This window comes from Parasediminibacterium paludis (assembly GCF_042651445.1).
GTDB classification, from domain to species: domain Bacteria; phylum Bacteroidota; class Bacteroidia; order Chitinophagales; family Chitinophagaceae; genus Parasediminibacterium; species Parasediminibacterium paludis.
In genome coordinates this window covers 158,939-185,020 of the sequence record NZ_JBHSDC010000012.1, presented here as the reverse complement: position 1 = coordinate 185,020, position 26,082 = coordinate 158,939, and the positions used below count along the sequence as shown (strand labels likewise).

Sequence of the window (26,082 nt, the reverse complement as noted above, 5' to 3'; positions counted from 1 at the left end):
GTTGTTAATTTTTTTAAATACAAATAATATGTATAAATGGCTTTTGGCTGTATTGCTAATGGGAGTAGTTTTTGCAGCTTGTAACAGCGAGAAAAAAGAAAAGCAAACAACAGCTGATACTGAGGCGCAATGGTGGAAAGAAGCAGTTGTGTACCAATTGTACCCACGCAGTTTTAAGGATAGTGATGGTGATGGTGTGGGCGATTTAAAAGGTATTATTTCTAAGCTGGATTATTTAAAAAGTCTGGGTGTTACGGCTGTTTGGCTTAACCCTATTTACGAATCACCTAATGATGATAATGGCTACGATATTAGTAACTATCGTGCAATCATGAAACAGTTTGGTACAATGGAAGATTTTGATGCTTTGCTAAAAGGGATGCACGAACGTGGTATTAAAGTGATAATGGATTTGGTGGTCAATCATAGTAGCGACGAACACGAATGGTTTAAGCAAAGCCGCAGTTCTCGTACCAATAAATACCGTAACTATTACCATTGGTGGCCTGCTGAAAAAGGCAAGCCTACACCACGGTATAGCTTGTTTGATGTGAATCACGATGCTTGGATGTATGATAGTGTCACCAATGCCTATTACTTGCATTATTTCTCAAGAAAGCAGCCTGACTTGAATTGGGAAAATCCTGAGGTACGAAAAGAGGTATATGGCATTATGAAGTTTTGGGCTGATAAAGGCATTGATGGTTTTAGATTAGATGCGTTTCAGTTTGCAGCTAAAGACACCACATGGCCTGCTTTTCCTGTTGGCTACGAAAAGAATTTTTCTTTATATTATGCTGTAGGCCCGCATTTACACAATTATTTAAAAGAAATAAACACAGAAGTATTGAGCAAATACCATGTCATGAGTGTCGCTGAAGGTGCAGGCAATTCGTTTAAAGATGCGCATGATATGGTAGATGCAAGCCGTAAAGAATTGAACATGGCTTATGCTTTTGATGCGGTAGACTTGGCTAAAAAAGATGGCTATAGTGTAATAAAATTGAAAGAAATTTTTACCAAGTGGGATAGCGCTTTTGCTACCAATGGCTGGCTATCTATTTTCTTAGCAAACCACGACCAAGCGAGGCTTGTAACCCGTTTTGGTGATGATAGTCCCGCGTTTAGAGAAGTATCTTCTAAAATGCTTAGCACCTTTATAATGACGATGCGAGGTACGCCTTATTATTACAATGGTGATGAACTAGGTATGACCAATATTCGTATGGATAAAATAGAAGACTATAACGATGTGGCTACACTAAACGAGTATAAACATCTAGTAGCTACAGGTGGCAATATTCCTCAGTTTATGGATAATATTAAGTTCAGTTGCAGAGATAATGGTCGTACACCTTTTCAGTGGGATAATAGTACGAATGCAGGTTTTACCACGGGTAAGCCTTGGCTAAAAATTAATCCTAATTACACTACTATTAATGCAGCTGCGCAGGATAAAGACCCCAACAGCACCCTAAATTATTTTAGAGCATTAACCAAATTGCGTAAAGACAATAAAGTATTGGTGTATGGTAAATACGAGTTGCTAGATAAGAATAATCCTAACATATATGCTTATACAAGAACATTGGGTACAGAAAAATGGTTGGTTCTATTAAACTTCTCTAAGAATAATATTTCCTTTGATGTTAATGAATGGATTGCTCCCAAGAATACACCTGAATTGAAAATTAGTAATTACAAGGTTGATAAAGATGAGCAAACAAGACATAATTATGTACTGAAACCCTACGAAGCAAGGGTATATAAATTGAGCTATTAATTAAGCATTCATCTTCAACACTTAAAATTATTTTTTAAGGTAGTCAACTATTTGCAAGTTGACTACCTTTTTTAGTTTGGATAAGTCTATCCGTTATTTGCAATGTTACTTACCACAATCAGGAAAAAAGTGAAAGAGCGGGCTTGCGCCGATGCGGCGGGTGATTTTATGGTTGTAGAAAAGCTTGCGCCGATGCGGCGGGCGGTTTTCCAGTTGTAGAAAAGCTTACGCCGATGTGGCGGATGATTTTATTGTTGTAGAAAAGCTTGCGCCGATGCGGCGGATGATTTTATGGTTGCAGAAAAGCTTGCGCCGATCCAGCGGATGATTTTATGATTGTAGAACAGCTTGCGCCGATGCGGCTGGCGGTTTTACTGTTCACACGGAATCGATTTTATTTTAATAAGTAGCAATTTGAGATTGTATAGCGTCCATATTTTTAATGCCGTATAAAGTCTTTTGCTTTGAGCAACTGCCCCAATTTGTAATAACTAGTGTATAGACTTGTATAATACTTTAGGTGAGTTTTACCAATATGCACGTGACTGCAACCACGTTACTAAGTAGTAGATTATCTTCATAGTAAGTTAAAAAGGTCGCCACTTTTTCAACCAGGCCTAATTGGTTGGTTTGTTTGTCATCCATGGTAAAAGCTTTTTTTGATTGTGCAATAGAAATGTGATATAGAAGTAGCAAGCCTATTGGATATAACAAAATTGTGGAGGGTGTTTTGGGGGATTTTTTTGAAAGAGTTTATTGTTGGTTGTAGGTGCAATATGGGCAAAGGGAATAAAAAAGAAGCAGTTAGCTTTATAAGCAGACTTTTGTTTATTTTTGAGTTATGCGCAAGCAAAAACTACATCATGACTCGAAAGTTTACACTTTTAAATATTGTAGCAGTCCTTATCTTTCTTTTTATGTTAATTGACGTTTTCTGGATTGAACGAAACGAAGAACATTATGGATGGCAATATTACGCGTTATTTATAGCAGCTTGTTTTTCCTCACTATAAGTTGTAGCAGATAATTTTATCGTAGCTAAAATTAAGAATAATTTCAAATTGTTTTTAGTAGAGTTGATTGTTCTAATTATTGCTGTTTCCTTAGGATTTGTAATATTAAATAGTTAATCTACATAGCCTAAAAAATATTAATCGAGTTGTAATTTCACTATTCGTGATGTTAGCTTGCGGCATCTCTAATGGTTTAAACCCTTAGCCGTAATTTTTTCTTAACCGTGAGCAGAGGGTTTTCTAAGTTACCAATTTTAGGTACTTTTGAAGAAACTTTACAATTATGGGGCGCAATACTTCTATATCACTTGGCAATCATTTTGAAGATTTTATAGGTGATAAGGTAGCAACTGGAAGATTTAAGAATGCAAGTGAGGTGATACGTGCTGGCTTACGGTTGCTGGAAGAGGAAGAAAGCAAGATTGTAGCATTAAAAAAAGCTATTGAGGAAGGTTTTGAAAGTGGGTTAGCTACAAATTTTAATGCTGAAAAACATCTTGAAAAACTAAAAGCCGCCAAACACAAAAATGGCTAACTATACTCTTACCAATAAGGCGGTTGAAGACTTATCAAACATTTGGGATTATACATTTGAAGTCTGGTCAGAAACACAGGCTGATAAGTATTACTACATGCTGTTAGATGCTTGTCAAGAAATAGCTAATGAAAAAGTTATTGGCAAAAATTATCCTGAAGTGATGCCAGATATTTTAGGATTTAAAGCGGGACTGCATATCATCTTTTATAGAAAAGCAAAAGACAATAGTATTGAAATTGCTAGAATTCTTCATGGTAGCATGGATTTGAAAAATAGAATGAAAGAATAAAACTACTGTTAACAAAAAGTATTCACAAGTAAAGCAAACCGAGGGTTTTTGGCAAGGTCAACAGTCATTCTACAGCCGCAGTGTGCGACGCCTATGTAGCTCAATAGCAATACCACTGCTGGTTCAATAAATAAAAAACGGCTGAAGCAACGCTTCAGCCGTTTTTAGATGCTTCGTACCTCAGCATGACAAGCTTATTTTAAGTTGTAAACAGCCATCATTTTAAGTAACACACCGTTGGTCCACCCAAAGCCATCTTGTCCCGCATATTCGCCACCGCCTGCGGGCAGATTAATGTCAACCACATTGTATTTTTCCATCAGCTTGCCCGTTTCTTTATACACTTTTATGTTTAGGGCTACCCAACGCTGTGCAAGGTCTTTGGCAAGTGCTGTTTGCTGATAATTTTCCAAGCCTTTTACCGCTATCCATTGCAAAGGTGCCCAACCATTTGGCGCATCCCATTGCTGCCCAGATGTGGTTAAGGTAGTCACCAAGCCGCCTGGCTTTAAAAAGTTGGCACGCAAAGTATTCGCCATGCCTTGTGCATAGGCTTTATCGGCTACTTTAAAAAACAAAGGACTAATCCCTGCCGCTGTCATGATGGTGCTTTGTTGCTTAGTAGCAATGTTGTAATCGAAATACCAGTTGCGTTGTGCATTGTAGCAGTATTTATTAATAGCCAGTTTGCGTTTGGCAGCAACTTGTTCAAAGGCTTTTGCCTGCGCAGCATTGCCAGATAATTGGTAACATTTTGCCAATGTTAATTCTAGCTGATACAACAAGCCGTTTAAGTCAACAGGAATTAAATTAGTGGTTTGTATGGTATTGATGTTTTTACCATCTGCAAACCAGCGAGTACTGAAATCCCAACCACTTTCTGCACCACTACGTAACTCTTTACTTTTCTGTGCAAATACTTTTTTTACTGTCTCAGTAGATACTTTGTCTGCTTCAATATTCGCAAGGGTATAATCTTCTTTGTAGCTTTCTTGTCGTGGGGCATTGTCAGCATCGTAATAGCGGTTTAAAACGCTACCATCTGGCATGGTTACCGCGTGTTTGGTATTGGCGGTTTTGTCCATCCAATAGTTGTATTCTTTTTGTAAAGCAGATTGGTATTTTGTATACACAGCATTGCCCTTTTTCTCTGCTAATAAACCTACCATCAACGCAAAAAATGGTGGCTGTGATCGGCTTAAATAATAGCTGCGATTACCATTGGGTATGTGTCCGTAGGTATTGATTAAAAAAGCAAAATTATTAATCATGTTTTCCATCATCTCGTACTCGTTGCTTTCTTGCAAGCCAAGCATCGTAAAATAACTGTCCCAATAATAAATTTCTCTAAACCTACCACCAGGTACGATATATGCATTTGGCAAAGCCAGTAGAGAACTGCCTTCCACAGCCTTATCAGGGTTGCGTTTAAGCACTTGCCACAAGCTTTTAATATGGGTAGCAACATCTTCGTTAGTATTAGATTGATAGGTGTTCGTAGGATTAATTGGTAAATCAAAATTGGCTTTTACAAAACTTTCCAATGTGTATTTTGCTGAAGGATTGTTTTTAAGTGTTAAGTAGTCAGCTACTATCTCTTTTGGGTTACGTTTTGGTGTACAATCAACAAAGGTTTTGCTATCAGGAAAAATGCGTTGTAACTGTACATCTTTAAATAGCTGACCATAAATAATATCAGGAGTAAGCGTCGTTTTTGGCTTTTGAGCCAATGCAAAAAGTGGTAGCAAGAAGCTGCTAAGGATAAGCAATCGTTTCATATTGTATGTTGTTAAAAGAAAAGTAAGTTACAAGCTAATGTTAAGCATCAAACGAAAAGTTAAGCAATGCGCTTTGTGCAATGCTTTGTTGTGTACCATTTATTAAATTTTTTACCACACAAGTGCCTTCTTCAAGTTCTTTACTGCCAAGCATAATGGCGTAAGGAATTTGTTTTTTATCAGCATATTTAAATTGCTTATCAAATTTGGTGGTTTCGTGAAATAGCTCGCAACTAGTACCCTTGGCTCTTAGTTGTTGCATTAAACCAAATGCAGCTTTGCTTTCGGCTTCGCCCAAATTAAAGAACAAAACTTTGGTGCCAACTTTTATCACAGAAGGAAATAGTTGTAGCTCTTCCATTACATCGTAAATCCTATCTACACCAAAACTGATGCCTACACCCGGCACGTTTGGTACACCAAACAAACCTGTTAAATCATCGTATCTACCACCACCACCAATGCTGCCCATTTGTACGCCTTTGGCTTTTATTTCAAAGATGATACCTGTGTAATAGTTTAGGCCACGAGCAAGGGTGAAATCGGTTACTAGTTGCTGGTTGCTAGTTGCAGGTTGATAGTTCAAAATGTATTCTAGCTCATCAATACCCGCTTTGCCAATTTCGTTATCACCTAATAAGTTCTTAAGCGCACTTAGTTTTTCGGTATTGCTGCCATCAATTTGTAAATAAAGTTCTATTGTATTGATTTGCGCATCACTAAGACCACGAGTAGCTAATTCTTCTTTAACTTTTTCGATGCCAATTTTATCAAGTTTGTCTATGGCTACGGTAATGTCTACCATTTTGTCTGAACCGCCGCATATCTCCGCTAGTGCGGCTAGTATTTTACGACTATTAATGTGTATTTCAACTTCAATGCCAAGCTTCTCAAAAACAGTTGCATAAATATTTACCAATTCTACTTCATTTAATAAACTTTTACTACCTACCACATCAGCATCGCATTGGTAAAACTCACGGTAGCGGCCACGTTGCGGTCTATCAGCACGCCATACTGGTTGTATTTGGTAGCGTTTAAATGGCATGGTTAATTGACCATAATTCATCGCCACATATCTAGCAAAAGGAATGGTTAAGTCGTAGCGAAGGGCTCTTTCTGTAATGCCTTTTGTGTTTTTGCCAGCTAATACTTTCTCAAATTCAGCTTTTGTTTGTTCAAGCTTATCTACATTGTCTAAACCGTTATTTAAAATCTTAAAAATCAGTTTATCACCTTCTTCACCATATTTACCCATTAAGGTTTCTAGGTTTTCCATAGCAGGTGTTTCTAGTGGCGCAAAGCCATACAACTCAAATACAGAGCGAATGGTAGAAAAAATATATTGACGTTTACGTACCACTTCTGCCGAAAAATCTCTAGTGCCTTGTGGTAAACTTACGGTTGGCTTAGCCATAATAATTTGAAATTTGGAATTTGAAATGACTTATTTGTCATTATCTACAAACGAATAATGCGGCAAATATAATTGCTACACAATGCTTATTGCTGCTGTTGCTGCGCAGCTTGGTATTTTTTTATAATTACTTCACAAGTATCATCCAGCATTTTGTACACTTTTTTAAAATCTTCCAGGCCGCCATACCAAGGGTCGGGTACTTCACGGTTTTCATGTGGATACAACTCATTAAGTATTAAATCTATTTTATTGGCATTAAAATAATGGCCAGCTATCCGCTTTACATCAGCGTAATTACTGCTATCCATTACGTATATTTTGTCAAATATTTCAAAGTCGGTTTTCTTAAACTGCCGGCATTGTTGGTGGCTAATATCTACACCATTTTGTTTGGCCACCAATTGCGATGAACGATGTGGCGCTTCGCCTACATGATAATTAGCCGTTCCAGCACTATCTACATGTATGGGTAAACCTAATTTATTCGCTTTTGATTGTAGAATACCTTCTGCCAAAGGGCTGCGACAAATATTGCCCAAACACACCATTAAAATTTTCATCCTGCAAAGATAAATGGAGGATGGTTTTTAGTAAGTTCTTCGTCAAAATGGCTTTTTGCAATTGGCAATTTTTTAGAACTTATGGAAATTTCAAGCCCTTGCATCTTCATTAAAAATTATTTTATGAATAATCTTTTATCAAATAAAGCCACTCAGATGCCCGTCGAAATCAAAAATCATTATATTGCCACCTCAGTTTTTGAAAGAGGTGTTATGGAAAATGAATTTAGACAAAATTCTGCCGGAAAAATTGCCAAAAAAGCATTTGATATTACCCGTGCTTTATTGATAATTGGTATAGGTGCAGTGGTCCTTTTGGGTGATAAAATGAACATTGCTATAATGGTCGGTCTAGATCCAATTTTGAAATATATTTTTGGTAGTATATGCTTATTGTATGGCGGTTTTAGATTGTATCGTGGTATAAAGGGAGATAGCTATTTATGAAACAGTTTTTTGCATGGGTTTTAGTATTTGTAGGTTGTCTGGCTTGTAATGATGCCACAAAGCAGCAAAAAGCTGCAGCAGATACATTTGACAAAGGGCAAATAAATATTAGTGTTGACGAGAGCTTTAAGCCAGTAATTGAAGAGCAGATTAAGGTTTATGAATCTACTTACCCAAATACCAAAATTATTGCTAGTTACAAACCCGAAGTTGAATGTTTTAAAGACTTTCAAAGCGATAGTACAAGACTAATAATTGTTGCGAGGGGATTAAATAAAAATGAGCGGCAGTATTACGAAAGCACCTTGAAATTTATGCCTTATTATACCGATATTGCATACGATGCTATTGCGGTAATAGTTAATAGAAAAGGCAGCGATAGTGTGTTTACAATGGCTGATTTAAAAAACATTCTTACTGGGAAAAAAAATATTACCGCAGTAATGGATGGCAAAAATGCAACAAGCACGGTAAGGTATTTGCAAGATAGTGTGTTGAAAGGGCAAGCTTTTGGAACCAATGTTGTAGCCGCAAAAAATAGTGAAGATGTGGTGAATATTGTATCTAATACAGATAATGCAATTGGTTTTGTAGGGTTAAGTTGGATAGGCAATGGTTATGATGCAAAGCAACAAGCACAGCTAAAAACTGTAAAATTGGCTTTGGTTGAGTGTACCATTTGTAAAGATGGTGAATTTGCTAGACCATCACAAGCAACCATCACCTATTTACAATACCCATTGGCACGCCCCTTGTATTACATTGTAAAAGAAAATACCACACAACTTGGTACAGGCTTTGGTAATTTTATGGGTTCAGAACGCGGGCAACTGATATTTAGAAGAGCATTTTTAGCCCCGTCAAAAATTAGTTTTAAAAAACGATCAAGCAACATAAAAACAGATGATTAACAATTCTAAAACAAGACACATGAAGAAGGTAATTGCTTTGCTTTTTGCAGCTATTGTTACTGTAAGCGGCATTACGGCTCAAACATTAGCCGATGGTATTAAGTTTTTAAACTATAAGAAAAACAAAAGTGCAGTTGATGTCTTTAAGAAATTGTACGATGCCAATTCAAAAGATGCTCAAAATATTTATTGGTATGGGCAATCGTTAATTGCAACTGATGATGTAAAAGGCGCAAAAGCTTTGTACCAAAAAGCCTTACAAGATGGTGTTAATGATGCTTGGATTTTAGTAGGTATGGGCCATGTTGAAATTAAGGAAGAAGGCGATATGAATGCCATAAAACAAAAATTTGAGCAAGCAATTACCCAAAGCACCGAAACAAAAGGCAGAAATAAAAATAAGCCGAATGCAGCCATTTTAAATGCTATTGGCCGTGCCAATGCTGAGGGTGGTAGCAAGCAAGGTGATCCTACTTATGCGATAGACAAATTAAAACAAGCTGCAGCTTTAGATCTTACGAATCCTGACATCATGATTAATATGGGTGTCAACTACCTAAAATTGGGTGGCGATCAAGGTGGTGAAGCTGTAAAAGCTTTTCAAGATGCGATTACACGTGATCCTAAAAATGCATTGGCTAACTATAAAATTGGTATGGTTTACAAAAGCCAAGATAACAAGCAATTGTTTGAGCAATTTTTTACCGATGCTAATACTGCCGATCCTGCATTTCCTTTAACATATGCTGCTTTGTACGATTATTATGCTAATAAAGACGTAAATAAAGCCAAAGAAAATATTGAGAAATATATTCAATATGCAGACAAAGAATGCAATACCGATTTCTTATATGCTGATTATTTGTTTAGAGCTGGCAAATACCAAGAAAGTTTAGACAAAACCAAATCTATGGAAAGTGGTGAGTGCAAAACTTTCTACCAATTGCCTTTATTGTACGCTTACAACTACGATCGTATGGGTGATAGCGTAAAAGCTAAATCATATATTGAGCAATACTTTGCAAGCGCACCTAAAGAAAAAATCACTTCGTCTAATTATGACATTGCTGTCAAAATATTTTCTAAATTTCCTGGAAGTGAATCTGTAGCAGTTGGCTATTTGCAAAAAGCAATAGATAATGATACCGTAGTAGCTAACAAAGTGGCGTATGCTAATCAAGCTGCTGAAATAATGGGTAAAGCTAAACAATATAGCGAGCAAATTAAATGGTTGCAAACTGCGGTAAAATTGAAAGGTGGTACCATGAGCGAAAGCGACTATTTTAGACTAACAAATACCGCATATAGTGCAAAAGAGTATGGTTTAACAATGGAATTAGCTAAAAAATATATTGAAGCTTTCCCAACAAAACCACAGCCATATTCTTTTAACGTTCGCGCTGCAAAAGCAATAGACACTTCAGCTACGCTTGGAACCGCAGTAGAACCGATTTTATTGCAAAACGATTATTTACAAAAAGATTCGGTGAATTTAGAAAAGAACAAGAAAACAATCTTTTCAAATAATTATTATTTGTTAAAATATTATGTGGATGTTCAAAAAGAAAACCAAAAAGGATTAGAAATAGCTGAAAAAATGCTTTTACTTTATCCAGTAGCTGGTACAGAAGAAAATACTTTTGCTACACAAACTCGAGACGCACTTTCAAAAGCGTTGAGTGGTAAGCCTGCAACAAAAAATCCACCTGCTAAAACTGGTGGTAAATAAAAATAATTAAGAAATAAACTCCTCTACGTAGAGGAGTTTTTCTTTTGTATCAATCACAGCCTTATTTTTGCGACTTACAAAATCAACTCTATGAATTGGTTTCCTTTTTTGTTAGATGTTGCAGATACCTCAGCAGCCAGTTATTTCCCCATTGGTATTCAATTATTATTCGCTGCAGGCTTCGTAGCCTTTATGATTGGTTTGTCAGCTTTGGTGGGGCCAAAGCGTAAAACCAGCGATAAGTTAGAAAACTTTGCTAGTGGTATCGAGTCTCACGGTGATGCTCGCCAGCCAATGGCCATTAAATATTTTTTAGTTGCAATATTATTTGTGTTGTTTGATGTGGAGGTAATTTTCTTCTATCCTTATGCGGTTAATTTTAGAGCGCTAGGTTGGGATGGGTTTTTATCGGTATTAATGTTTGTAGGCTTTTTCTTGATAGGCTTTATTTATATCATTAAAAAAGGTGCTTTAAACTGGGAAGACTAGCAATTTTGCAGTTGGGTAATGTGATAATTCGATACTTTTAGAACTGTTTAAACGTTTAGGTGTTATTATCACATTATTGCAATACGTTATTAAATTATCAAATTAAAAATATGCGTCCGGTACGTTTTAATGTTCACGCTAAAGAAGCCAATATTGCAGATGCGGTAGCAACTGTAGATGCGCCTCCAGGTTTTGGTGGTGAAGGTTTTTTTACGACTAAAATGAGTGATGTTGTAGGTTTGGCTCGTAAAAATTCTTTATGGCCTTTACCTTTTGCAACTTCTTGTTGTGGTATTGAGTTTATGGCTACAATGGCTTCGCACTACGATTTGTCAAGATTTGGTAGCGAACGTGTAGGTTTTTCACCACGTCAGTGCGATTTATTAATGGTAATGGGTACTATTTCTAAAAAAATGGGGCCTGTCTTACGTCAAGTATATTTACAAATGGCAGAACCGCGTTGGGTAATAGCTGTTGGTGCTTGTGCAAGTAGCGGTGGTATTTTTGATACTTATAGCGTTTTACAAGGTATTGACCAAGTAATTCCTGTAGATGTATACGTGCCTGGCTGCCCACCAAGGCCAGAGGCAATTATAGATGGTTTTATGCGTATTCAAGATTTAGTGGGGCAAGAAAGTGTGAGAAGAAGGAATGGAGAACAGTACAAAGCTTTACTTAACAGTTACGGTATTCAATAATTATGGCACTAACAAACGAATTAATACAGCAAAAACTAACTGAAAAGTTTGGTGAGCAAGTTACCAACTTTGAAGAGCCTTATGGTATGCTTACGTTTGAAGCACCCAAGGAAATGAACTTAAAAGTGCTACAGTTTTTGTACGATGACGAAGCATTGCAATTCCAGTTTATGACCGATTTATGTGCGGTTCATTATCCTGATAATGCAGGTAGGGAATTGGCAGTAGTTTATCATCTGCATAACTTGGTAGAAAATGTGAGAATTCGTTTTAAAGTGTTTACGGATATTAATACACCAAATGTATTTACTGCGTCAAAATTGTTTTCTGCTGCAAATTGGATGGAGCGTGAAACTTACGATTTTTACGGGGTCAATTTTGTCGGTCACAATAATCTGAAGCGTATTTTAAATGTGGATGAAATGGATTATTTCCCATTAAGGAAAGAATTTCCATTAGAAGACCAAACAAGAATTGATAAAGATGACGAAATGTTTGGTAGAGGAAGATTGAATTAGTGCAGTAGTTGCAGTGTGCGACGCAACAACAGTTGAATAAAGAACAACAGTTGATAAACAAATAAAAATATCTCCCAAAATAGGGATGAGGCTTATGGAGCATCAACATCATATTACGTTGCCGGAAGGCTCAATAGAAAAGCAAACGACCACACTAAACTTGGGGCCAACACACCCCGCTACACATGGTGTGTTTCAAAATATATTAGAATTAGATGGTGAACGTATTGTAAGCTCAGAGCAAACTGTAGGTTATATTCACCGTGCTTTTGAGAAGTTGGCTGAACGCAGACCGCTTTACCAAATTACACCAATTACCGACCGTTTAAATTACTGCAGTAGCCCTATTAATAATATGGGCTGGCATATTACCTGCGAAAAGTTGATGCAAATAAAAACACCTAAGCGTGTTGATTATTTGCGTGTCATCATCATGGAATTAGCTAGAATCTCTGACCACCTAATCTGTAACTCAATTGTGGGTGTAGATAGTGGCGCATATTCTGGCTTTTTGTATGTAATGCAATATCGCGAATTGATTTATGAGATTTACGAAGAAATTTGCGGCTCTCGTTTAACTACCAATATTGGTCGTGTAGGTGGTTTTGAAAGAAACTTTAACACCACTGCTTTTGATAAACTTGAGAAATTTTTAAAAGAGTTTCCTAAGGTATGGAAAGAGTTCGAAGACCTGTTTTTACGCAACAGAATATTTATGGATCGTTTGCAAAATACAGGTGCAATAAGTGCTGAAAGAGCGTTGAATTATGGTTTTACTGGCCCTAACTTACGTGCTGCTGGTGTAGATTACGATGTGCGTGTCCACAGCCCTTATAGCAGCTACGAAGATTTTGAATTTACGGTGCCTGTAGGTAAAACTGGTGATAATTACGATAGATTCTTAGTGAGAGGTGAAGAAGTTTGGCAGTCGCTATCAATTATTGAGCAAGCTTATAGAAAAGTACAAGCATTTAAAGGTGCAGAAGCTGAGGTTTATCACGCAGAAGTGCCTGAGTTTTACTTGCCTAAGAAAGAAGATGTATACACTAAAATGGAAGCCTTAATTTGGCATTTTAAAATCATCATGGGCGAAACGGCGATACCTAAAGGTGAAGTGTACCAAAGTGTTGAGGGTGGTAATGGTGAGCTTGGTTTTTACTTTATTAGCGATGGCGGTAGAACACCATATCGCTTGCATTTCCGCAGACCATGTTTTATTTATTACCAAGCATATGCTGAATTAACGAAAGGTGCGATGTTAAGTGATGCTATCATTACAATGAGTAGCTTGAATTTGATTGCAGGTGAATTGGATGCGTAGCCCCCAAGCCCCTAAAAGGGTGTAAGGAAAGGCGATTGATTTATTATAATATTTTAAATAGCCCTCTAGGGTTTGGGTATATGGTGAAATTTTCAGAACAAAAATTGACTAAGGTGAGCGAGATTATAGCTCGCTATCCAGAGGGAAAACAAAAAAGTGCTTTGTTGCCTGTTTTGCATTTAGCTCAAGAAGAGTTTGGTGGCTGGTTAAGCGCTGAAACAATGGATTATGTGGCTGAATTGCTACATCTTACGCCAATTGAAGTATATGAAGTGGCTACTTTTTACAGCATGTATAATACAAAACCTGTAGGTAAATTCATGTTTGAAGTGTGCCAAACAGGGCCTTGTATGGTAAGTGGTTGCGACGATATTATTACCTATATAGGTGAAAAACTAAATATTAAGCCGGGTGAAACAACGGCTGATGGTTTATTTACTTTGAAAACGGTTGAATGCTTAGGCGCTTGTGGTTACGCACCAATGATGCAATTAGGTAAACATTATCGTGAACATTTAACCAAGGCAAAAGTAGATGCGATTATTGAAGAGTGCAGAAATAACGCAGCTGTAAATAATTAATTATGAAAAAAATACTTGCTTTATTGGCATTTGTAGTATTGGCTCTTGCATCTGAAGCACAAGCAAAAGCAGATAAACTCATTGCATTGCAAGTACAAGCTTTTAATAAGGCTATTTTTATAGTAAAAGACACAGCGGTTTTAAGTCAATTGTTAGCTACGGAAGTTACATATGGTCACTCTAATGGTAAGCTTGAGACAAGAACAGAAATGCTGAAAGGCGTAATGGATGACACAAAAGTGTATAGCGATGTAAAAACAGAAGTAGGTACAATTGTTTTTAGTGGCAAAACAGTGGCTGTAAGACATGTACTTTCTGCAATGCAAAAAGACACTGATGGTAAAGTTTCGCTATTAAAACTGCAAGTGCTACAGGTATGGGTAAAAGAGAAAAAGGCTTGGAAATTATTGGCAAGACAGGCTGTGAAATTAGTAGCTTAGAATAGTTGTTGAGGTATAGAAAGGCGTTGCAGTGAGTGACACAACGAAGTTGAAAATTGAGGCGAAAGCTGGTATCAAAATATTTATAACAAAACACAATCATCCTCAAACGAGGTCAGGTGTATGGGAGTAAAATTATTATTAGAAAAATCTCATGTAGAAGGTATTCGTAGCTTCGAGGTGTACCGTAGAGAAGGTGGTTACCGTGCAGTTGAGAAGGCATTGACAACAATGGATCCGGCGGCAATTGTAGAAGAAGTGAAGAAGAGTGGGTTGCGTGGTCGTGGTGGTGCGGGTTTTCCTGCTGGTATGAAGTGGAGTTTTATTGCTAAACCAGAAGGTGTGCCACGTCACTTGGTATGTAATGCTGATGAAAGTGAACCAGGTACTTTTAAAGACCGCTACTTGATGGAATTCTTACCTCACTTATTAATTGAGGGTTTAATTGTTTCATCGTTTGCACTAGGTTCAAATGCCACTTACATCTACATAAGAGGTGAATATGCTTGGATACCAGACATTCTAGAACATGCTATTGCTGAGGCAAAAGCTGCTGGTTTTTTAGGTAAAAATATTTTAGGTACTGGGTTTGATTGTGAAATATATGTGCAACGTGGTGCTGGTGCTTACATCTGTGGTGAAGAAACTGCATTGATTGAAAGCCTTGAAGGTAAACGTGGAAATCCGAGAATTAAACCACCGTTTCCTGCTATACAGGGTGTTTGGCAAAGGCCAACCGTGGTAAACAACGTAGAAACCTTAGCAGCTGTAGTACCTATTATAAATATGGGTGGTGAAGAATATGCGAAAATTGGTATTGGTCGTTCAACTGGTACTAAACTAATTTCTGCTTGTGGTAATATTAATAAACCTGGGGTTTATGAAATAGACATGACTATAAGTGTCGAAGAATTTATATATAGCGATGAATATTGCGGAGGTATTGCTAATGGCAAACGCTTAAAAGCCTGCATACCAGGTGGTTCTTCTGTACCTATTTTACCTGCTAATTTGTTGCTTAAAACGGCCAAAGGCGAACCTCGTTTAATGAACTATGAAGGTTTAAGCGATGGTGGTTTTGCTACTGGTAGTATGCTTGGTAGTGGTGGTTTTATTGTTTTAGATGAAGATCAGTGTATTGTAAAAAATACGTACACACTAGCTCGTTTTTACCGTCATGAGAGCTGTGGACAATGTAGCCCTTGCCGTGAAGGCACAGGTTGGATGGAGAAAATCCTTAAAAACATCGAGACTGGTAAGGGTAAAATGAGTGATATTGATTTGTTGTGGGATATTCAACGGAAAATTGAGGGCAACACGATTTGTCCACTAGGTGATGCTGCAGCTTGGCCGGTAGCAGCAGCTATTAGACATTTTAGAGATGAGTTTGAATGGCATGTAAACAACCCTGAGGAATCGCAAATAAGAAATTTTGGATTGGCGCATTATGCAGATGAAATACATGTGCCTGTAACAGCTTAGACTATGAGTGATACACAATTATTTAAAGTAACCATTGATAATATTACGGTAGAAGTACCTGCGGGAACTTCTATTTTGGAAGCTGCCCGTAAAATTGGCGGTGATGTTGCCCCACCTGCAATGTGCTTTTATAGCAAGCTTAAAGGTAGTGGTGGTAAATGTAGAACTTGCTTGGTTGAGGTAAGTAAAGGTTCTGAAAAAGATCCTAGACCTATGCCAAAATTGGTGGCAAGTTGCCGTACTACTGTAATGGATGGCATGGAAGTAAAAAACATCACGAGTCCCAAAGTGGTAGATGCAAGAGCGGGCGTGGTGGAGTTCTTGCTATTAAATCATCCATTAGATTGCCCTATTTGTGACCAAGCTGGTGAATGTCATTTACAAGATTTAAGCTACGAACATGGTAAAGAAGGTACGCGTTACGAGTTTCAACGTCGTACATTTAAAAAGCATGATTTAGGGCCTTATATTCAATTACACATGACACGTTGCATTATGTGTTTCCGTTGTGTGTACACCGCTGACCAATTAACCAGCAAACGTGAACATGGTGTACTTGATAGAGGTGACCATGCAGAAATAGCCACTTTTATAGAAAAAAGTTTAGACAACGATTTTATAGGTAACGTTATTGATGTATGTCCGGTAGGCGCATTAACAGATAAAACGTTCCGTTTTAAAAACCGTGTATGGTTCTTGAAACCATTAAATGCACATAGAGATTGTCCTAAATGTTCTGGTAAAGTAACACTTTGGAACCGCGGTGACGAAGTGTACAGAGTGACTGCTCGTAAAGACGAATGGGGCGAAGTAGAAGAGTGGATTTGCAACGAATGTCGTTTTGAAAAGAAACAAACTAGCGATTGGATAATTGAAGGACCAAGAGAAATCAGCCGTCATTCAGTTATTTCACAAGGTCATTATGCTGGTAAAATAGGTACCACACTACCTACTGAAACATTTGAAGCAGTGAATGATGGTCGTCAGCCACATTTATTAATGGATATACATGATGTGAGCAAGGTAAATATCCCAGATGTACATTTGAGCGCGATTAATGGTCCTTCACATTCTAATAATTTTAAAGACTAATTGTAATACATCAACATGACACTACTTGCTTTAGATTGGTTTTTATTGATAGAGAAATTAGTACTCATTGCAGTGATTATTTTCGCCAGTTTGGGTATTGCATTATACACAACATTTGCTGAACGTAAGGTGGCGGCTATTTTGCAAGATAGACCAGGTCCAAATCGTGCTGGTCCTTTTGGATTATTCCAGCCATTAGCAGATGGCTTGAAATTAATTACCAAGGAAGAAATCATACCAAATAATGCCAATAAAGCCTTATTCATTTTAGGCCCAGGTCTTGCAATGACGGCTGCTTTGATGACATGTGCTGTAGTACCTTGGGGTAATAAAGTTGAAATGTTTGGTAGAAGCATTGCATTACAAATTGCGGATATTAATATTGGTATTTTATATGTATTCGGTGTAGTAAGTATGGGTGTTTATGGGGTAATGATTGGTGGTTGGGCTAGTAACAATAAGTTTTCTTTAATGGCTGCTTTGCGGGGCGCTAGTCAAGCAATTAGTTACGAACTTGCAATGGGTTTGTCGCTGATAGCCTTGCTAATGCTAACTGGCTCATTGAGTTTAAAAAGTATCGTAGAACAACAAATGGCAGAAGGTCGTTTTTGGAATATTGTATATCAACCATTAGGCTTTTTGATATTCTTTATTTGTGCAATGGCAGAATGTAACAGAACACCATTTGACTTACCTGAAGCTGAAAACGAATTGAACTTTGGTTACCACCAAGAGTATTCATCTATGAAATTGGGTTTCTACTTGTTTAGTGAATACATTAATATGTTTATTAGTAGTACCATTATGGCTACCATGTTTTTTGGTGGTTATGATGTGCCATTTTTCAATGAAGCTGCACATGCAGATTTAGGAAATTGGCTGGCTGTAATTGGTATTGTAAGTTTATTGCTTAAAGTGATCATTTTCATATTTGTGTTTATGTGGATTAGATGGACTATCCCAAGATTTAGATATGATCAATTGATGAACTTAGGTTGGAAAAAAATGATTCCTTTGGCTTTGGCTAATATGCTAATTACTGGTGCTGTGATTTTGTGGTTGCAGAAGTAAATAGTTGATTTGCGATTAGTTTTGTGTGCAGTTACATAGAGAAAAAGGCGTACAAGTAATCCGCCACGGCGGAACGAATATGAAATATGGGCTAAAGTTGGTAACCAAAAAAAGAAAGAATTGGCAAGAAAAGTGTGGTGAGAGATAAAGTTGGTATCTATGGGTAATAAAAATATTTTTGCGAACATTTAAAAATCCTTTGAAGGATACGCAATATGCAGGCATTAACAACAAGGGCAAAACAGGTAGAACGCAAACCTCTAAGTTTTTTAGAGAGCATTTACCTATGGAATATTTTTAAAGGCATGGCTATCACTTTTAAACATATGTTTAAAAAACAGCCTACGGTACAATATCCTGAAGTGAAGCGTGAATTCAGCCCAGTTTTTAGGGGCTTGCACGTATTAAATAGAGATGCAGAAGGTCGTGAAAATTGTACTGCGTGTGGTTTATGTGCGGTGGCTTGCCCAGCTGAAGCCATTACAATGGAAGCAGCAGAAAGACTTGAAGGCGAAGAAAAATTATATAGAGAAGAGAAGTATGCAGCTAAATATGAAATTAATATGTTGCGTTGTATTTTTTGTGGTTTGTGCGAAGAGGCTTGCCCTAAAGATGCGATTTATTTGAGTGAAACTTTTGCACCTGCTAGCTATGCACGAAAAGGTTTTATTTATGGTAAGCAAGATTTATTAATACCAAATCCAGTTACGCATCCTGTAGAATACGCAGCTGCAAAAGGCAATAGATCATCAAATTAGTAATTAAGAATTGTGGATTTTTCATCCATAATCATAACTGTATAACATGGGTATCGTACAAATATTATTCTGGTTTTTAACTGCTTTAGCCTTAATAAGTGCCTTGATGGTATTGTTAAGTAAAAATCCTGTATTTAGTGTATTGTGGTTGATTGCTGTGTTTTTTGCTATCTCGGGTCATTACATTTTGTTGAATGCACAATTTTTAGCCATAGTAAATATGATTGTATATGCAGGGGCTATTATGGTATTGTTTCTTTTTGTAATTATGTTGATGAACCTGAACAAAGAAACTGAGCCTCAGAAAAATTGGATGATGATAATTACAGGCGTGGTAGGCGGTGGCTCTTTATTAATGATGTTTATTTCACTAGTGCTACAAGCCAATGAAATAAAAGGTAAAACAGCGTTACTTAAAGACGGTAATATCGGCCTTATTGGTAACTTGGGTAAAGCATTATTTAGTGATTTTGTTGTGCCTTTTGAAATAAGCAGTGTATTGTTTTTAAGTGCCATGGTAGGTGCTGTAGTGATAGGAAAGAAGTAAATATGCTAGTTAGCTAATGTGATAATTCGATAATGAAGGAAACAATTAGCATATCAGCAAATTATCAAATTATCAAATTGATTTTATGCCAATTCAGTATTATATATTTTTAGCATTAGCGTTATTTTCAATTGGTGTGGTAGGCGTATTAACACGCCGTAACGCCATTATCATATTTATGTGTATTGAGTTAATGTTAAATGCGACGAATCTGCTATTGGTCGCATTTTCAAAAATGCACCACGGTATAGCTTACGCAGCAGACAAAGCAAGTATGGTAGGTATTGATGGACAATTGTTTGTATTTTTTATAATGGTAGTTGCGGCGGCGGAAGTAAGTGTTGGTTTGGCAATTATCGTAATGATGTATAGAAATACACACTCTGTTGATATCAATTTTTTAAATAGACTGAAGAACTAAACTGCAAGCAACGTTTTACAAATGGATTGTTAGCAGATTAATGAAATAACAACTTAAATCAAATCTCTCTTTTGAGATTTAGGGGCTTATGAACAACTTAATATTTTTAGTACCATTATTGCCATTGTTAGGTTTTTTAATCAATGGTTTAGGCAGAAAATCTTTGTCAAAACAACTGATTGCAATCATTGGTAGTGGTTCTATATTAGCGTCATTTGTTGTAAGTGTATTATTATTTCTTCAAGTTAAAAGTTCTGGCACTGCTACCATAGCTAATTATTTCAACTTTATTCAAGTTGCTAACCTAACTATTCCTTTCGCATTTCAAATAGATCAATTATCTTCTTTATTTCTTCTAATTATAACTGGTATTGGTTTCTTAATTCATGTTTATTCTGCATCTTATATGCATGAAGAAGAGAATCAACATTATGGTAGATATTTTGCTTACTTGAATTTGTTCGTTTTCTCAATGTTGTTATTGGTAATGGGTGCAAACTATGTTATCATGTTCATTGGTTGGGAAGGCGTAGGTTTATGTTCTTACCTATTAATTGGTTTTTGGTTTAAAAACGATAATTATAACTACGCAGCAAAAAAGGCTTTCATCATGAACCGTATTGGTGATTTGGGCTTTTTGTTGGCGGTTTTCTATTTAATAAATAAACTAGGTACTGTAACTTACGTTGACGTTTTTGCAAACGTGAGTAAATTAACTGTCCAAGATATCACTATTATTACTGCGCTGCTATTTGTAGGTGCTATGGGAAAAAGTGCGCAATTGCCACTATATACTTGGTTGCCAGATGCGATGGCTGGCCCTACACCCGTATCGGCATTAATACACGCTGCTACCATGGTTACAGCTGGGATTTACATGATTGCTCGCAGCAACATATTGTATACCATGGCACCAGGTACACAAGGATTTATTGCTGTCATTGGTTTAGCCACTGCTTTGTTTGCAGCTACCATTGCTTTAAAACAAAATGATATTAAAAAAGTATTGGCTTATTCTACAGTTAGCCAGCTTGGTTATATGTTCTTAGGTCTTGGTGTGGGTGCTTATACTGGTGCGGTTTTCCACGTAATGACCCACGCTTTTTTCAAAGCATTATTATTCTTAGGTGCAGGTTCGGTTATTCATGCCATGCACCACGAGCAAGATATTAGAAAAATGGGCGGCTTGAAGAAGTTTATGCCAATCACTAACATCACTTTCTTACTAGGTTGTTTGGCTATTGCTGGTGTGCCACCTTTTTCAGGTTTCTTTTCTAAAGATGAAATTTTAGCTGCAGCTTACGAGAAAAATCCAATTTTATATTATCTAGGTGTAGCTGGCGCTTTAATGACTACCTTCTATATGTTTAGATTATATGCAATGACTTTCTTAGGTAAATTCAGAGGTACGCATGATCAAGAACATCACTTGCATGAAAGTCCATCGGCAATTACGTTCCCTTTAATCGTATTAGCGATTCTAGCTACAGTTGGTGGGTTTATTGGTATACCAGAAGTATTTGCAAAAAATAGTCATTGGTTGGAACATTATTTAGCACCAATATTTGCTGGATCAACTGCTTTGGTAGAAACCCATGCTGTCAACCATTCACAAGAATTATTAATGATGGGTGTAGTTACCGCTTTGGTGCTAGTTACTATTGTATTCGCTTGGAATAAGTTTGGAAAGTACGAAGCAACAACCTCTGAAGAAACTGGTCTAGGAAAAATATTAGAAAATAAATGGTATGTAGACGAATTGTACAATGCCATTATAGTTAATCCTCTGAACGAATTCTCTACTTTTTTGAAAAATGTAGTTGAAAAGAGCGGTATTGATGGTGCTGTAAATGGTGTCGGTAAACTGGTTAATTATTCGTCACGCCAGTTGCGTTTGGTACAAAGTGGTCAAGTAGGTGCTTATATTTTAATGATGGTTTTATCTATGATCGTGATTCTTTTCATTTGGATTAATGATGCCACCATCATCACCTTTATAAATAAATTATTTTAATTCAGCAGACTAACTCTTTCAATAAATATGGTTCCTTTATTATTAATATGCATCCCTGTTGTAAGTGGTTTACTTACCTTTTTATTGAGAAATGGTAGTACTGCTAAAAACACCGCTTTAATCGCTTCTATTGCAACACTTGTTGTGGGATTAATGTCTGTATTTTCCAAGCAAGCACTTAATTACGAAGCTGATTGGTTGCCTGTATTGGGTAGCAGCTTCTCATTGCATTTAGATGGCATGGCAAAAATGCTTGCGCTTTTAACCACTATTTCTCTTCCCGTAGTTTTTGCAGCTGTTTATAACAATGACTATAAAAATGCGAATGTATTTTATGGGCTAATGTTACTTACACAAGCAGGTTTGCTAGGTGTATTTTTAGCTAGTGACTGTTTATTATTTTATTTCTTTTGGGAATTAGCCTTAATCCCAGTGTATTTTTTATCCTCTATTTGGGGTGGCGAAAAAAGGATTGCTGTAACGTTTAAGTTCTTCGTTTATACGTTTATAGGTTCGTTATTGATGTTAGTAGGTATCTTGTACTTATACAATTTAACGCCTGATCATTCATTTGCTATCAAATCTTTCTATGCTTTAAAACTGACCGCTACCCAGCAAAACTTAGGGTTTTGGTTGTTTTTTATTGCGTTTGCTATCAAAATGCCAATTTTCCCACTACATACTTGGCAGCCAGATGCATATGAACAATCGCCTACAGCAGTGACAATGATATTGAGTGGCGTAATGGTTAAAATGGGTATTTATGCAGTCATTCGTTGGGTAATACCTTTATTTCCATTAGCAGTGGAAAAATTTGGTTTAGTTATTATCTTATTGAGCGTTGTTGGTATGTTGTACGCATCATTTATTGCTATAAAACAAGATGACATTAAACGTTTGATTGCGTACTCTTCTATCGGTCATATTGGGTTAATGTGTGCCGCTATTTTCGCCATGAAGAGTATTGGCTTGCAAGGTGTTATGATTCAAATGTTTAACCATGGTATTAATGTGATTGGTTTATGGATTGTTGCTGATGTTATTGAGCAACATTTAGGTACTAGAAAATTTAGTGATTTAGGTGGTTTAGCGCAAAAAGCCCCTTCTCTAGCTATTTTGTTAGTTGTGTTGGCTTTTGCCAATGTTGCGTTACCATTAACCAATGCATTTGTAGGTGAATTTTTAATGTTTAATGGTTTGTTCCAATATAATATTTGGATAGCTGCTGTAGCTGGTATTAGTATTATTCTAGCAGCTGTATATACCTTAAATATGGTACAGAAAGTATTTTATGGTAATACTACAGAGATTACTGTAAATGCGACTGATATCAAAGGTAATGTGCAATTAGTATTGATTATCTTGGTATTCGTCATTATTGGCTTAGGTGTATATCCACAGCCAATGATAGCATTAACGAAAGTTGCACCTTAGTTAATAAGAATTTAGAAAGGCGCTTAAATATATTTTTAATAATATGCCGAAACCTTTTAGGTATCAGGCTTAAAAGCCCCTTTAGGGGTTTGGGGTTACTTATTATGAATGCAATTATTTTATCAGCTTTATGTGGAATAGTAATGATGTTTAGCGGCATTTTTACTACAAATAAATCTGCCATTAAAAATGTCGCTATTGCTGCAATATTAGTATTACTGTTAGGCAATTTATTAGAAACTTACGGTATTTACGCCATTACCATCGACACTAAAGACCTATTGAGTTTTAGCAAATTCGGATTATTTTTTAATACTATTTCTTTTGTTGCTACACTTGCTTATTTGATATTAAGTGGCGATGATATTACGAAAGTAGGTGAAAATGCTGCCGAATATTTTGCCTTGATTTTCTTTGTTTTATGCGGCGTAAGCATTCTTTCTAGCTTTAATGGCTTATTAATGTTTTTCATTGGTATCGAAATTCTATCTATACCACTTTACATTTTAACTGGTGCTGAGAAAAAGAATTTAAAAAGCAACGAAGCCTCTTTGAAATATTTTTTAATGGGTTCTTTTTCTACTGGTATCATGTTAATGGGTATTACTTTGTTATATGGCGCTACTGGTAATTTTGGTCTAGCAAGCTCTGCTGTAAAAACAACCCTTGGCTTAACCAATGCTGGTATTTTAGCACCAGTAGGTTTATTATTATTATTTATTTCAATGGCGTTTAAGGTATCAGCTGCACCTTTTCATTTTTGGACGCCTGATGTATATGACGGTGCCCCAAGTGTGTTTACGTCTTTCATGGCTACTATCGTTAAAGCGGCGGGTTTTATAGCATTTATACGATTGTTTGAAGCTAAAGCTGAAGATTTAGGGCCATCATGGAAAATTATTCTATTTGTAATTATTACTGCTACCTTACTTATTGGTAATATAACAGCAGTGTTTCAGCAAAGTGTGAAACGTATGTTGGCCTACTCAAGTATAGCGCAAGCCGGTTTTATGTTATTTGCTTTGTATAGCAGTAACGATTTAGCGCGAGAAGGTATCCTATTATATGCAGCAGCTTATAGTTTCGCTACAATTGGCATATTTGCTATACTTGTTAAAATGAACGATTATAGCTTAGATGGATACAATGGTCTTGCAAAAACACAACCTGTTCTAGCAGCTACCAATACTATTTTCTTATTATCGCTAGCAGGTATTCCTCTAACGGCTGGCTTTTTTGCCAAATATTATATGCTAGCATCTGCTATTAAAAATGGTGGTTCTGTGGTATTAGTGATCATCGCAGTATTATTTGCCGCTGTGAGTGTATACTATTATTTCAGAGTTATACAAGCAATGTATTTTAAAGACGGTAATGCTGAAACCTCAGAAATAAAAGGCAGTTTTAAATTGGGCTTAATTGCTGTAGCAGCGCTTATTATTCTATTAGGTATTTTCCCTACAGCATTATTAGGCTTTTATTATTTTTAAGACAATACAATCACTACGATAGTTCTTAACAAAAAAACTGTGCAATACTGCACAGTTTTTTTTGTTAATACACATAGCTGTTTTAACGAAACCCCATCCTCATTTAAAAACTAGGTATGGTAAATAGGAAACTACACTAATCATTTAATTTTCAAGGTTGGTCTACACCTTTTCTAGAATTTGGTCTACAACTAGTGGTGTACCAATAAATTTAGGTGAAGCGAAGGCTGTTTTATACCCCGCTAAAGCAAATGTGAGCTCATATATCCCATTTGCCAACTTGGCAAACCCATATTTACCATCGTAATCGGTAGTAGTAATATTCGTGCCGTCAGCTACTTGTACACCAGTTAGTGGCTTGCCAGTAGCAGCATCTGTTACTTTACCCGAAATATCAAAATGTTTAGTAGCTCTATGCGTTATTAGGTTTTGATAACTGCTTATTACGCTATTAATTTTGCTGATAGCCGTTTTAAAAGGATCAGCACCATCGTTAATAATATATTGGGCATTTATTTTGTCACGTAGTTTAAAGTAAAGCGCAGTGCTTTCAGCACGTTTACTGCTCACACTTTCCACCTTGTTCGTTCCCAATTCTTCTGCTCTCGCTATAAAAGTAGTGTTAAAGAGGGAGTTAGCTGTTTGCATTTCTGTTACCCAATCTGTTAAGCCTAACTTTGTTACCGCAGCCACCAAATTGGGTTTGGTGGTTAAATCGCGTACCATACTGGTAATGGTTTCGGTTTCTGCTTGATAATTCTGTTTTGCAATACCCTTGCCATATAGTTCTAGCGCTTTTGATAGGGTTGTAGCAGCAGCTTGCTTGGCTTCATCAAAATAGTAGGTCATACTATCTACCATTTTAGAAATACCTACCAAGGCTTTATCACGACGCTCATCAATTAGCAACATCTCCGCGGTTATTTCGCTTCCCTGCGCTATCTTGTAATAATTATCTATTTCAGTGGTAATCGTAGCAAATGCATTGTAAGGTGCTACTACCTGAAGGGCGGCAGGTCCGCTGTTGTTAATAATTTGTAGCATGTCTTTGCTAAACTGTAAATACTCTGGGTTACGCAATTTCTTAACGTCAATGGCTGCAATCATATCATAATTTTTTAGTGAATAGCAATGTTATGCAATTTGTTTTTGTATATAAATATTGCATATACATTTAACAAGTTTTTAGCTATTTATTAAATAAAAACACATTTTATGCGAACAGTGAAACCGTTCGCCGCATCGGCGCGAGCTTTTC

General features: G+C 36.6%; 25 protein-coding genes. 21 read left to right on the top strand and 4 right to left on the bottom strand.

The features are described from left to right. Window positions 1–28 precede the first annotated feature (28 nt). The 3 genes from ACFOW1_RS07615 to ACFOW1_RS07605 all read left to right on the top strand — a co-directional run bounded on the left by ACFOW1_RS07615 (window position 29) and on the right by ACFOW1_RS07605 (window position 3,623). Complete coding sequence (locus tag ACFOW1_RS07615) at window positions 29–1,783, top strand: glycoside hydrolase family 13 protein (protein WP_379013345.1); 1,755 nt, start codon at window positions 29–31, stop codon at window positions 1,781–1,783. A 1,296-nt stretch (window positions 1,784–3,079) separates the two neighbouring features. Next, window positions 3,080–3,331: a type II toxin-antitoxin system ParD family antitoxin gene (locus ACFOW1_RS07610; protein WP_379013344.1), complete on the top strand. Its 252-nt coding sequence runs from the start codon at window positions 3,080–3,082 to the stop codon at window positions 3,329–3,331. Beyond that, window positions 3,324–3,623, top strand: coding sequence for a type II toxin-antitoxin system RelE/ParE family toxin (locus ACFOW1_RS07605; RefSeq protein WP_379013343.1), 300 nt, complete (start codon window positions 3,324–3,326; stop codon window positions 3,621–3,623). Before ACFOW1_RS07610 ends, ACFOW1_RS07605 begins: the two co-directional genes overlap by 8 nt. Before the next feature lie 194 nt (window positions 3,624–3,817). Here ACFOW1_RS07605 and treA read toward each other — a convergent pair whose 3' ends face one another. The 3 genes from treA to ACFOW1_RS07590 all read right to left on the bottom strand — a co-directional run bounded on the left by treA (window position 3,818) and on the right by ACFOW1_RS07590 (window position 7,381). Beyond that, window positions 3,818–5,401 (bottom strand): alpha,alpha-trehalase TreA, encoded by a 1,584-nt coding sequence (treA, locus tag ACFOW1_RS07600; RefSeq protein WP_379013341.1) that lies wholly within the window; start codon window positions 5,399–5,401, stop codon window positions 3,818–3,820. A gap of 40 nt (window positions 5,402–5,441) precedes the next feature. Continuing rightward, the gene (hisS, locus tag ACFOW1_RS07595; RefSeq protein WP_379013340.1) at window positions 5,442–6,818 is read right to left on the bottom strand and encodes a histidine--tRNA ligase; all 1,377 of its coding nucleotides are present in this window, start codon (window positions 6,816–6,818) and stop codon (window positions 5,442–5,444) included. Between the two features lie 86 nt (window positions 6,819–6,904). After that, a complete protein-coding gene (locus ACFOW1_RS07590; protein ID WP_379013339.1) occupies window positions 6,905–7,381 on the bottom strand; it encodes a low molecular weight protein-tyrosine-phosphatase in 477 nt (158 codons plus the stop codon). Between the two features lie 123 nt (window positions 7,382–7,504). Between ACFOW1_RS07590 and ACFOW1_RS07585 the strand changes: the two genes are divergently transcribed. The 18 genes from ACFOW1_RS07585 (at window position 7,505) to ACFOW1_RS07500 (ending at window position 24,824) form a co-directional block, all read left to right on the top strand. Then, window positions 7,505–7,828 carry a hypothetical protein gene (locus tag ACFOW1_RS07585; RefSeq protein WP_379013338.1) on the top strand — a complete coding sequence of 108 codons (324 nt, stop codon included), beginning with the start codon at window positions 7,505–7,507 and terminating at the stop codon, window positions 7,826–7,828. Beyond that, on the top strand, window positions 7,825–8,739 hold the full coding sequence (locus ACFOW1_RS07580) for a PstS family phosphate ABC transporter substrate-binding protein (RefSeq protein WP_379013337.1): 915 nt from the start codon (window positions 7,825–7,827) through the stop codon (window positions 8,737–8,739). Before ACFOW1_RS07585 ends, ACFOW1_RS07580 begins: the two co-directional genes overlap by 4 nt. A gap of 19 nt (window positions 8,740–8,758) precedes the next feature. Then, on the top strand, window positions 8,759–10,468 hold the full coding sequence (locus tag ACFOW1_RS07575; RefSeq protein ID WP_379013336.1) for a tetratricopeptide repeat protein: 1,710 nt from the start codon (window positions 8,759–8,761) through the stop codon (window positions 10,466–10,468). A gap of 90 nt (window positions 10,469–10,558) precedes the next feature. Then, entirely contained in the window at window positions 10,559–10,957 is a 399-nt protein-coding gene (locus ACFOW1_RS07570) for an NADH-quinone oxidoreductase subunit A (RefSeq protein WP_379013334.1), read from the top strand. Window positions 10,958–11,067: 110 nt separating this feature from the next. Then, window positions 11,068–11,655: an NADH-quinone oxidoreductase subunit B gene (locus ACFOW1_RS07565; protein ID WP_449302620.1), complete on the top strand. Its 588-nt coding sequence runs from the start codon at window positions 11,068–11,070 to the stop codon at window positions 11,653–11,655. Between the two features lie 2 nt (window positions 11,656–11,657). After that, window positions 11,658–12,173, top strand: coding sequence for an NADH-quinone oxidoreductase subunit C (locus ACFOW1_RS07560; protein WP_379013333.1), 516 nt, complete (start codon window positions 11,658–11,660; stop codon window positions 12,171–12,173). A 94-nt stretch (window positions 12,174–12,267) separates the two neighbouring features. Then, a complete protein-coding gene (locus ACFOW1_RS07555; protein WP_379013332.1) occupies window positions 12,268–13,494 on the top strand; it encodes an NADH-quinone oxidoreductase subunit D in 1,227 nt (408 codons plus the stop codon). 113 nt (window positions 13,495–13,607) lie between these two features. Continuing rightward, on the top strand, window positions 13,608–14,075 hold the full coding sequence (locus tag ACFOW1_RS07550) for a complex I 24 kDa subunit family protein (RefSeq protein ID WP_379013331.1): 468 nt from the start codon (window positions 13,608–13,610) through the stop codon (window positions 14,073–14,075). A gap of 2 nt (window positions 14,076–14,077) precedes the next feature. Beyond that, window positions 14,078–14,515 carry a nuclear transport factor 2 family protein gene (locus ACFOW1_RS07545; protein WP_379013330.1) on the top strand — a complete coding sequence of 146 codons (438 nt, stop codon included), beginning with the start codon at window positions 14,078–14,080 and terminating at the stop codon, window positions 14,513–14,515. Between the two features lie 123 nt (window positions 14,516–14,638). Further along, the gene (gene nuoF, locus ACFOW1_RS07540) at window positions 14,639–15,997 is read left to right on the top strand and encodes an NADH-quinone oxidoreductase subunit NuoF (RefSeq protein ID WP_379013329.1); all 1,359 of its coding nucleotides are present in this window, start codon (window positions 14,639–14,641) and stop codon (window positions 15,995–15,997) included. Window positions 15,998–16,000: 3 nt separating this feature from the next. Further along, window positions 16,001–17,089, top strand: a complete 1,089-nt coding sequence (locus ACFOW1_RS07535) for a 2Fe-2S iron-sulfur cluster-binding protein (RefSeq protein ID WP_379013328.1) — start codon at window positions 16,001–16,003, stop codon at window positions 17,087–17,089. Between the two features lie 15 nt (window positions 17,090–17,104). Then, window positions 17,105–18,160 (top strand): NADH-quinone oxidoreductase subunit NuoH, encoded by a 1,056-nt coding sequence (nuoH, locus tag ACFOW1_RS07530; RefSeq protein ID WP_379013327.1) that lies wholly within the window; start codon window positions 17,105–17,107, stop codon window positions 18,158–18,160. A gap of 215 nt (window positions 18,161–18,375) precedes the next feature. Next, on the top strand, window positions 18,376–18,918 hold the full coding sequence (gene nuoI, locus ACFOW1_RS07525; protein ID WP_379013325.1) for an NADH-quinone oxidoreductase subunit NuoI: 543 nt from the start codon (window positions 18,376–18,378) through the stop codon (window positions 18,916–18,918). Between the two features lie 46 nt (window positions 18,919–18,964). Then, window positions 18,965–19,465 carry an NADH-quinone oxidoreductase subunit J family protein gene (locus ACFOW1_RS07520; protein WP_379013324.1) on the top strand — a complete coding sequence of 167 codons (501 nt, stop codon included), beginning with the start codon at window positions 18,965–18,967 and terminating at the stop codon, window positions 19,463–19,465. Between the two features lie 85 nt (window positions 19,466–19,550). After that, complete coding sequence (gene nuoK, locus ACFOW1_RS07515; protein ID WP_379013322.1) at window positions 19,551–19,886, top strand: NADH-quinone oxidoreductase subunit NuoK; 336 nt, start codon at window positions 19,551–19,553, stop codon at window positions 19,884–19,886. Window positions 19,887–19,974: 88 nt separating this feature from the next. After that, window positions 19,975–21,900 (top strand): NADH-quinone oxidoreductase subunit L, encoded by a 1,926-nt coding sequence (gene nuoL, locus ACFOW1_RS07510; RefSeq protein ID WP_379013321.1) that lies wholly within the window; start codon window positions 19,975–19,977, stop codon window positions 21,898–21,900. Between the two features lie 27 nt (window positions 21,901–21,927). Then, entirely contained in the window at window positions 21,928–23,334 is a 1,407-nt protein-coding gene (locus ACFOW1_RS07505) for a complex I subunit 4 family protein (protein WP_379013319.1), read from the top strand. Window positions 23,335–23,438: 104 nt separating this feature from the next. Then, entirely contained in the window at window positions 23,439–24,824 is a 1,386-nt protein-coding gene (locus ACFOW1_RS07500; RefSeq protein WP_379013317.1) for an NADH-quinone oxidoreductase subunit N, read from the top strand. A gap of 162 nt (window positions 24,825–24,986) precedes the next feature. Here ACFOW1_RS07500 and ACFOW1_RS07495 read toward each other — a convergent pair whose 3' ends face one another. Continuing rightward, on the bottom strand, window positions 24,987–25,931 hold the full coding sequence (locus ACFOW1_RS07495) for a DUF6261 family protein (RefSeq protein ID WP_379013315.1): 945 nt from the start codon (window positions 25,929–25,931) through the stop codon (window positions 24,987–24,989). Window positions 25,932–26,082: the final 151 nt, after the last annotated feature.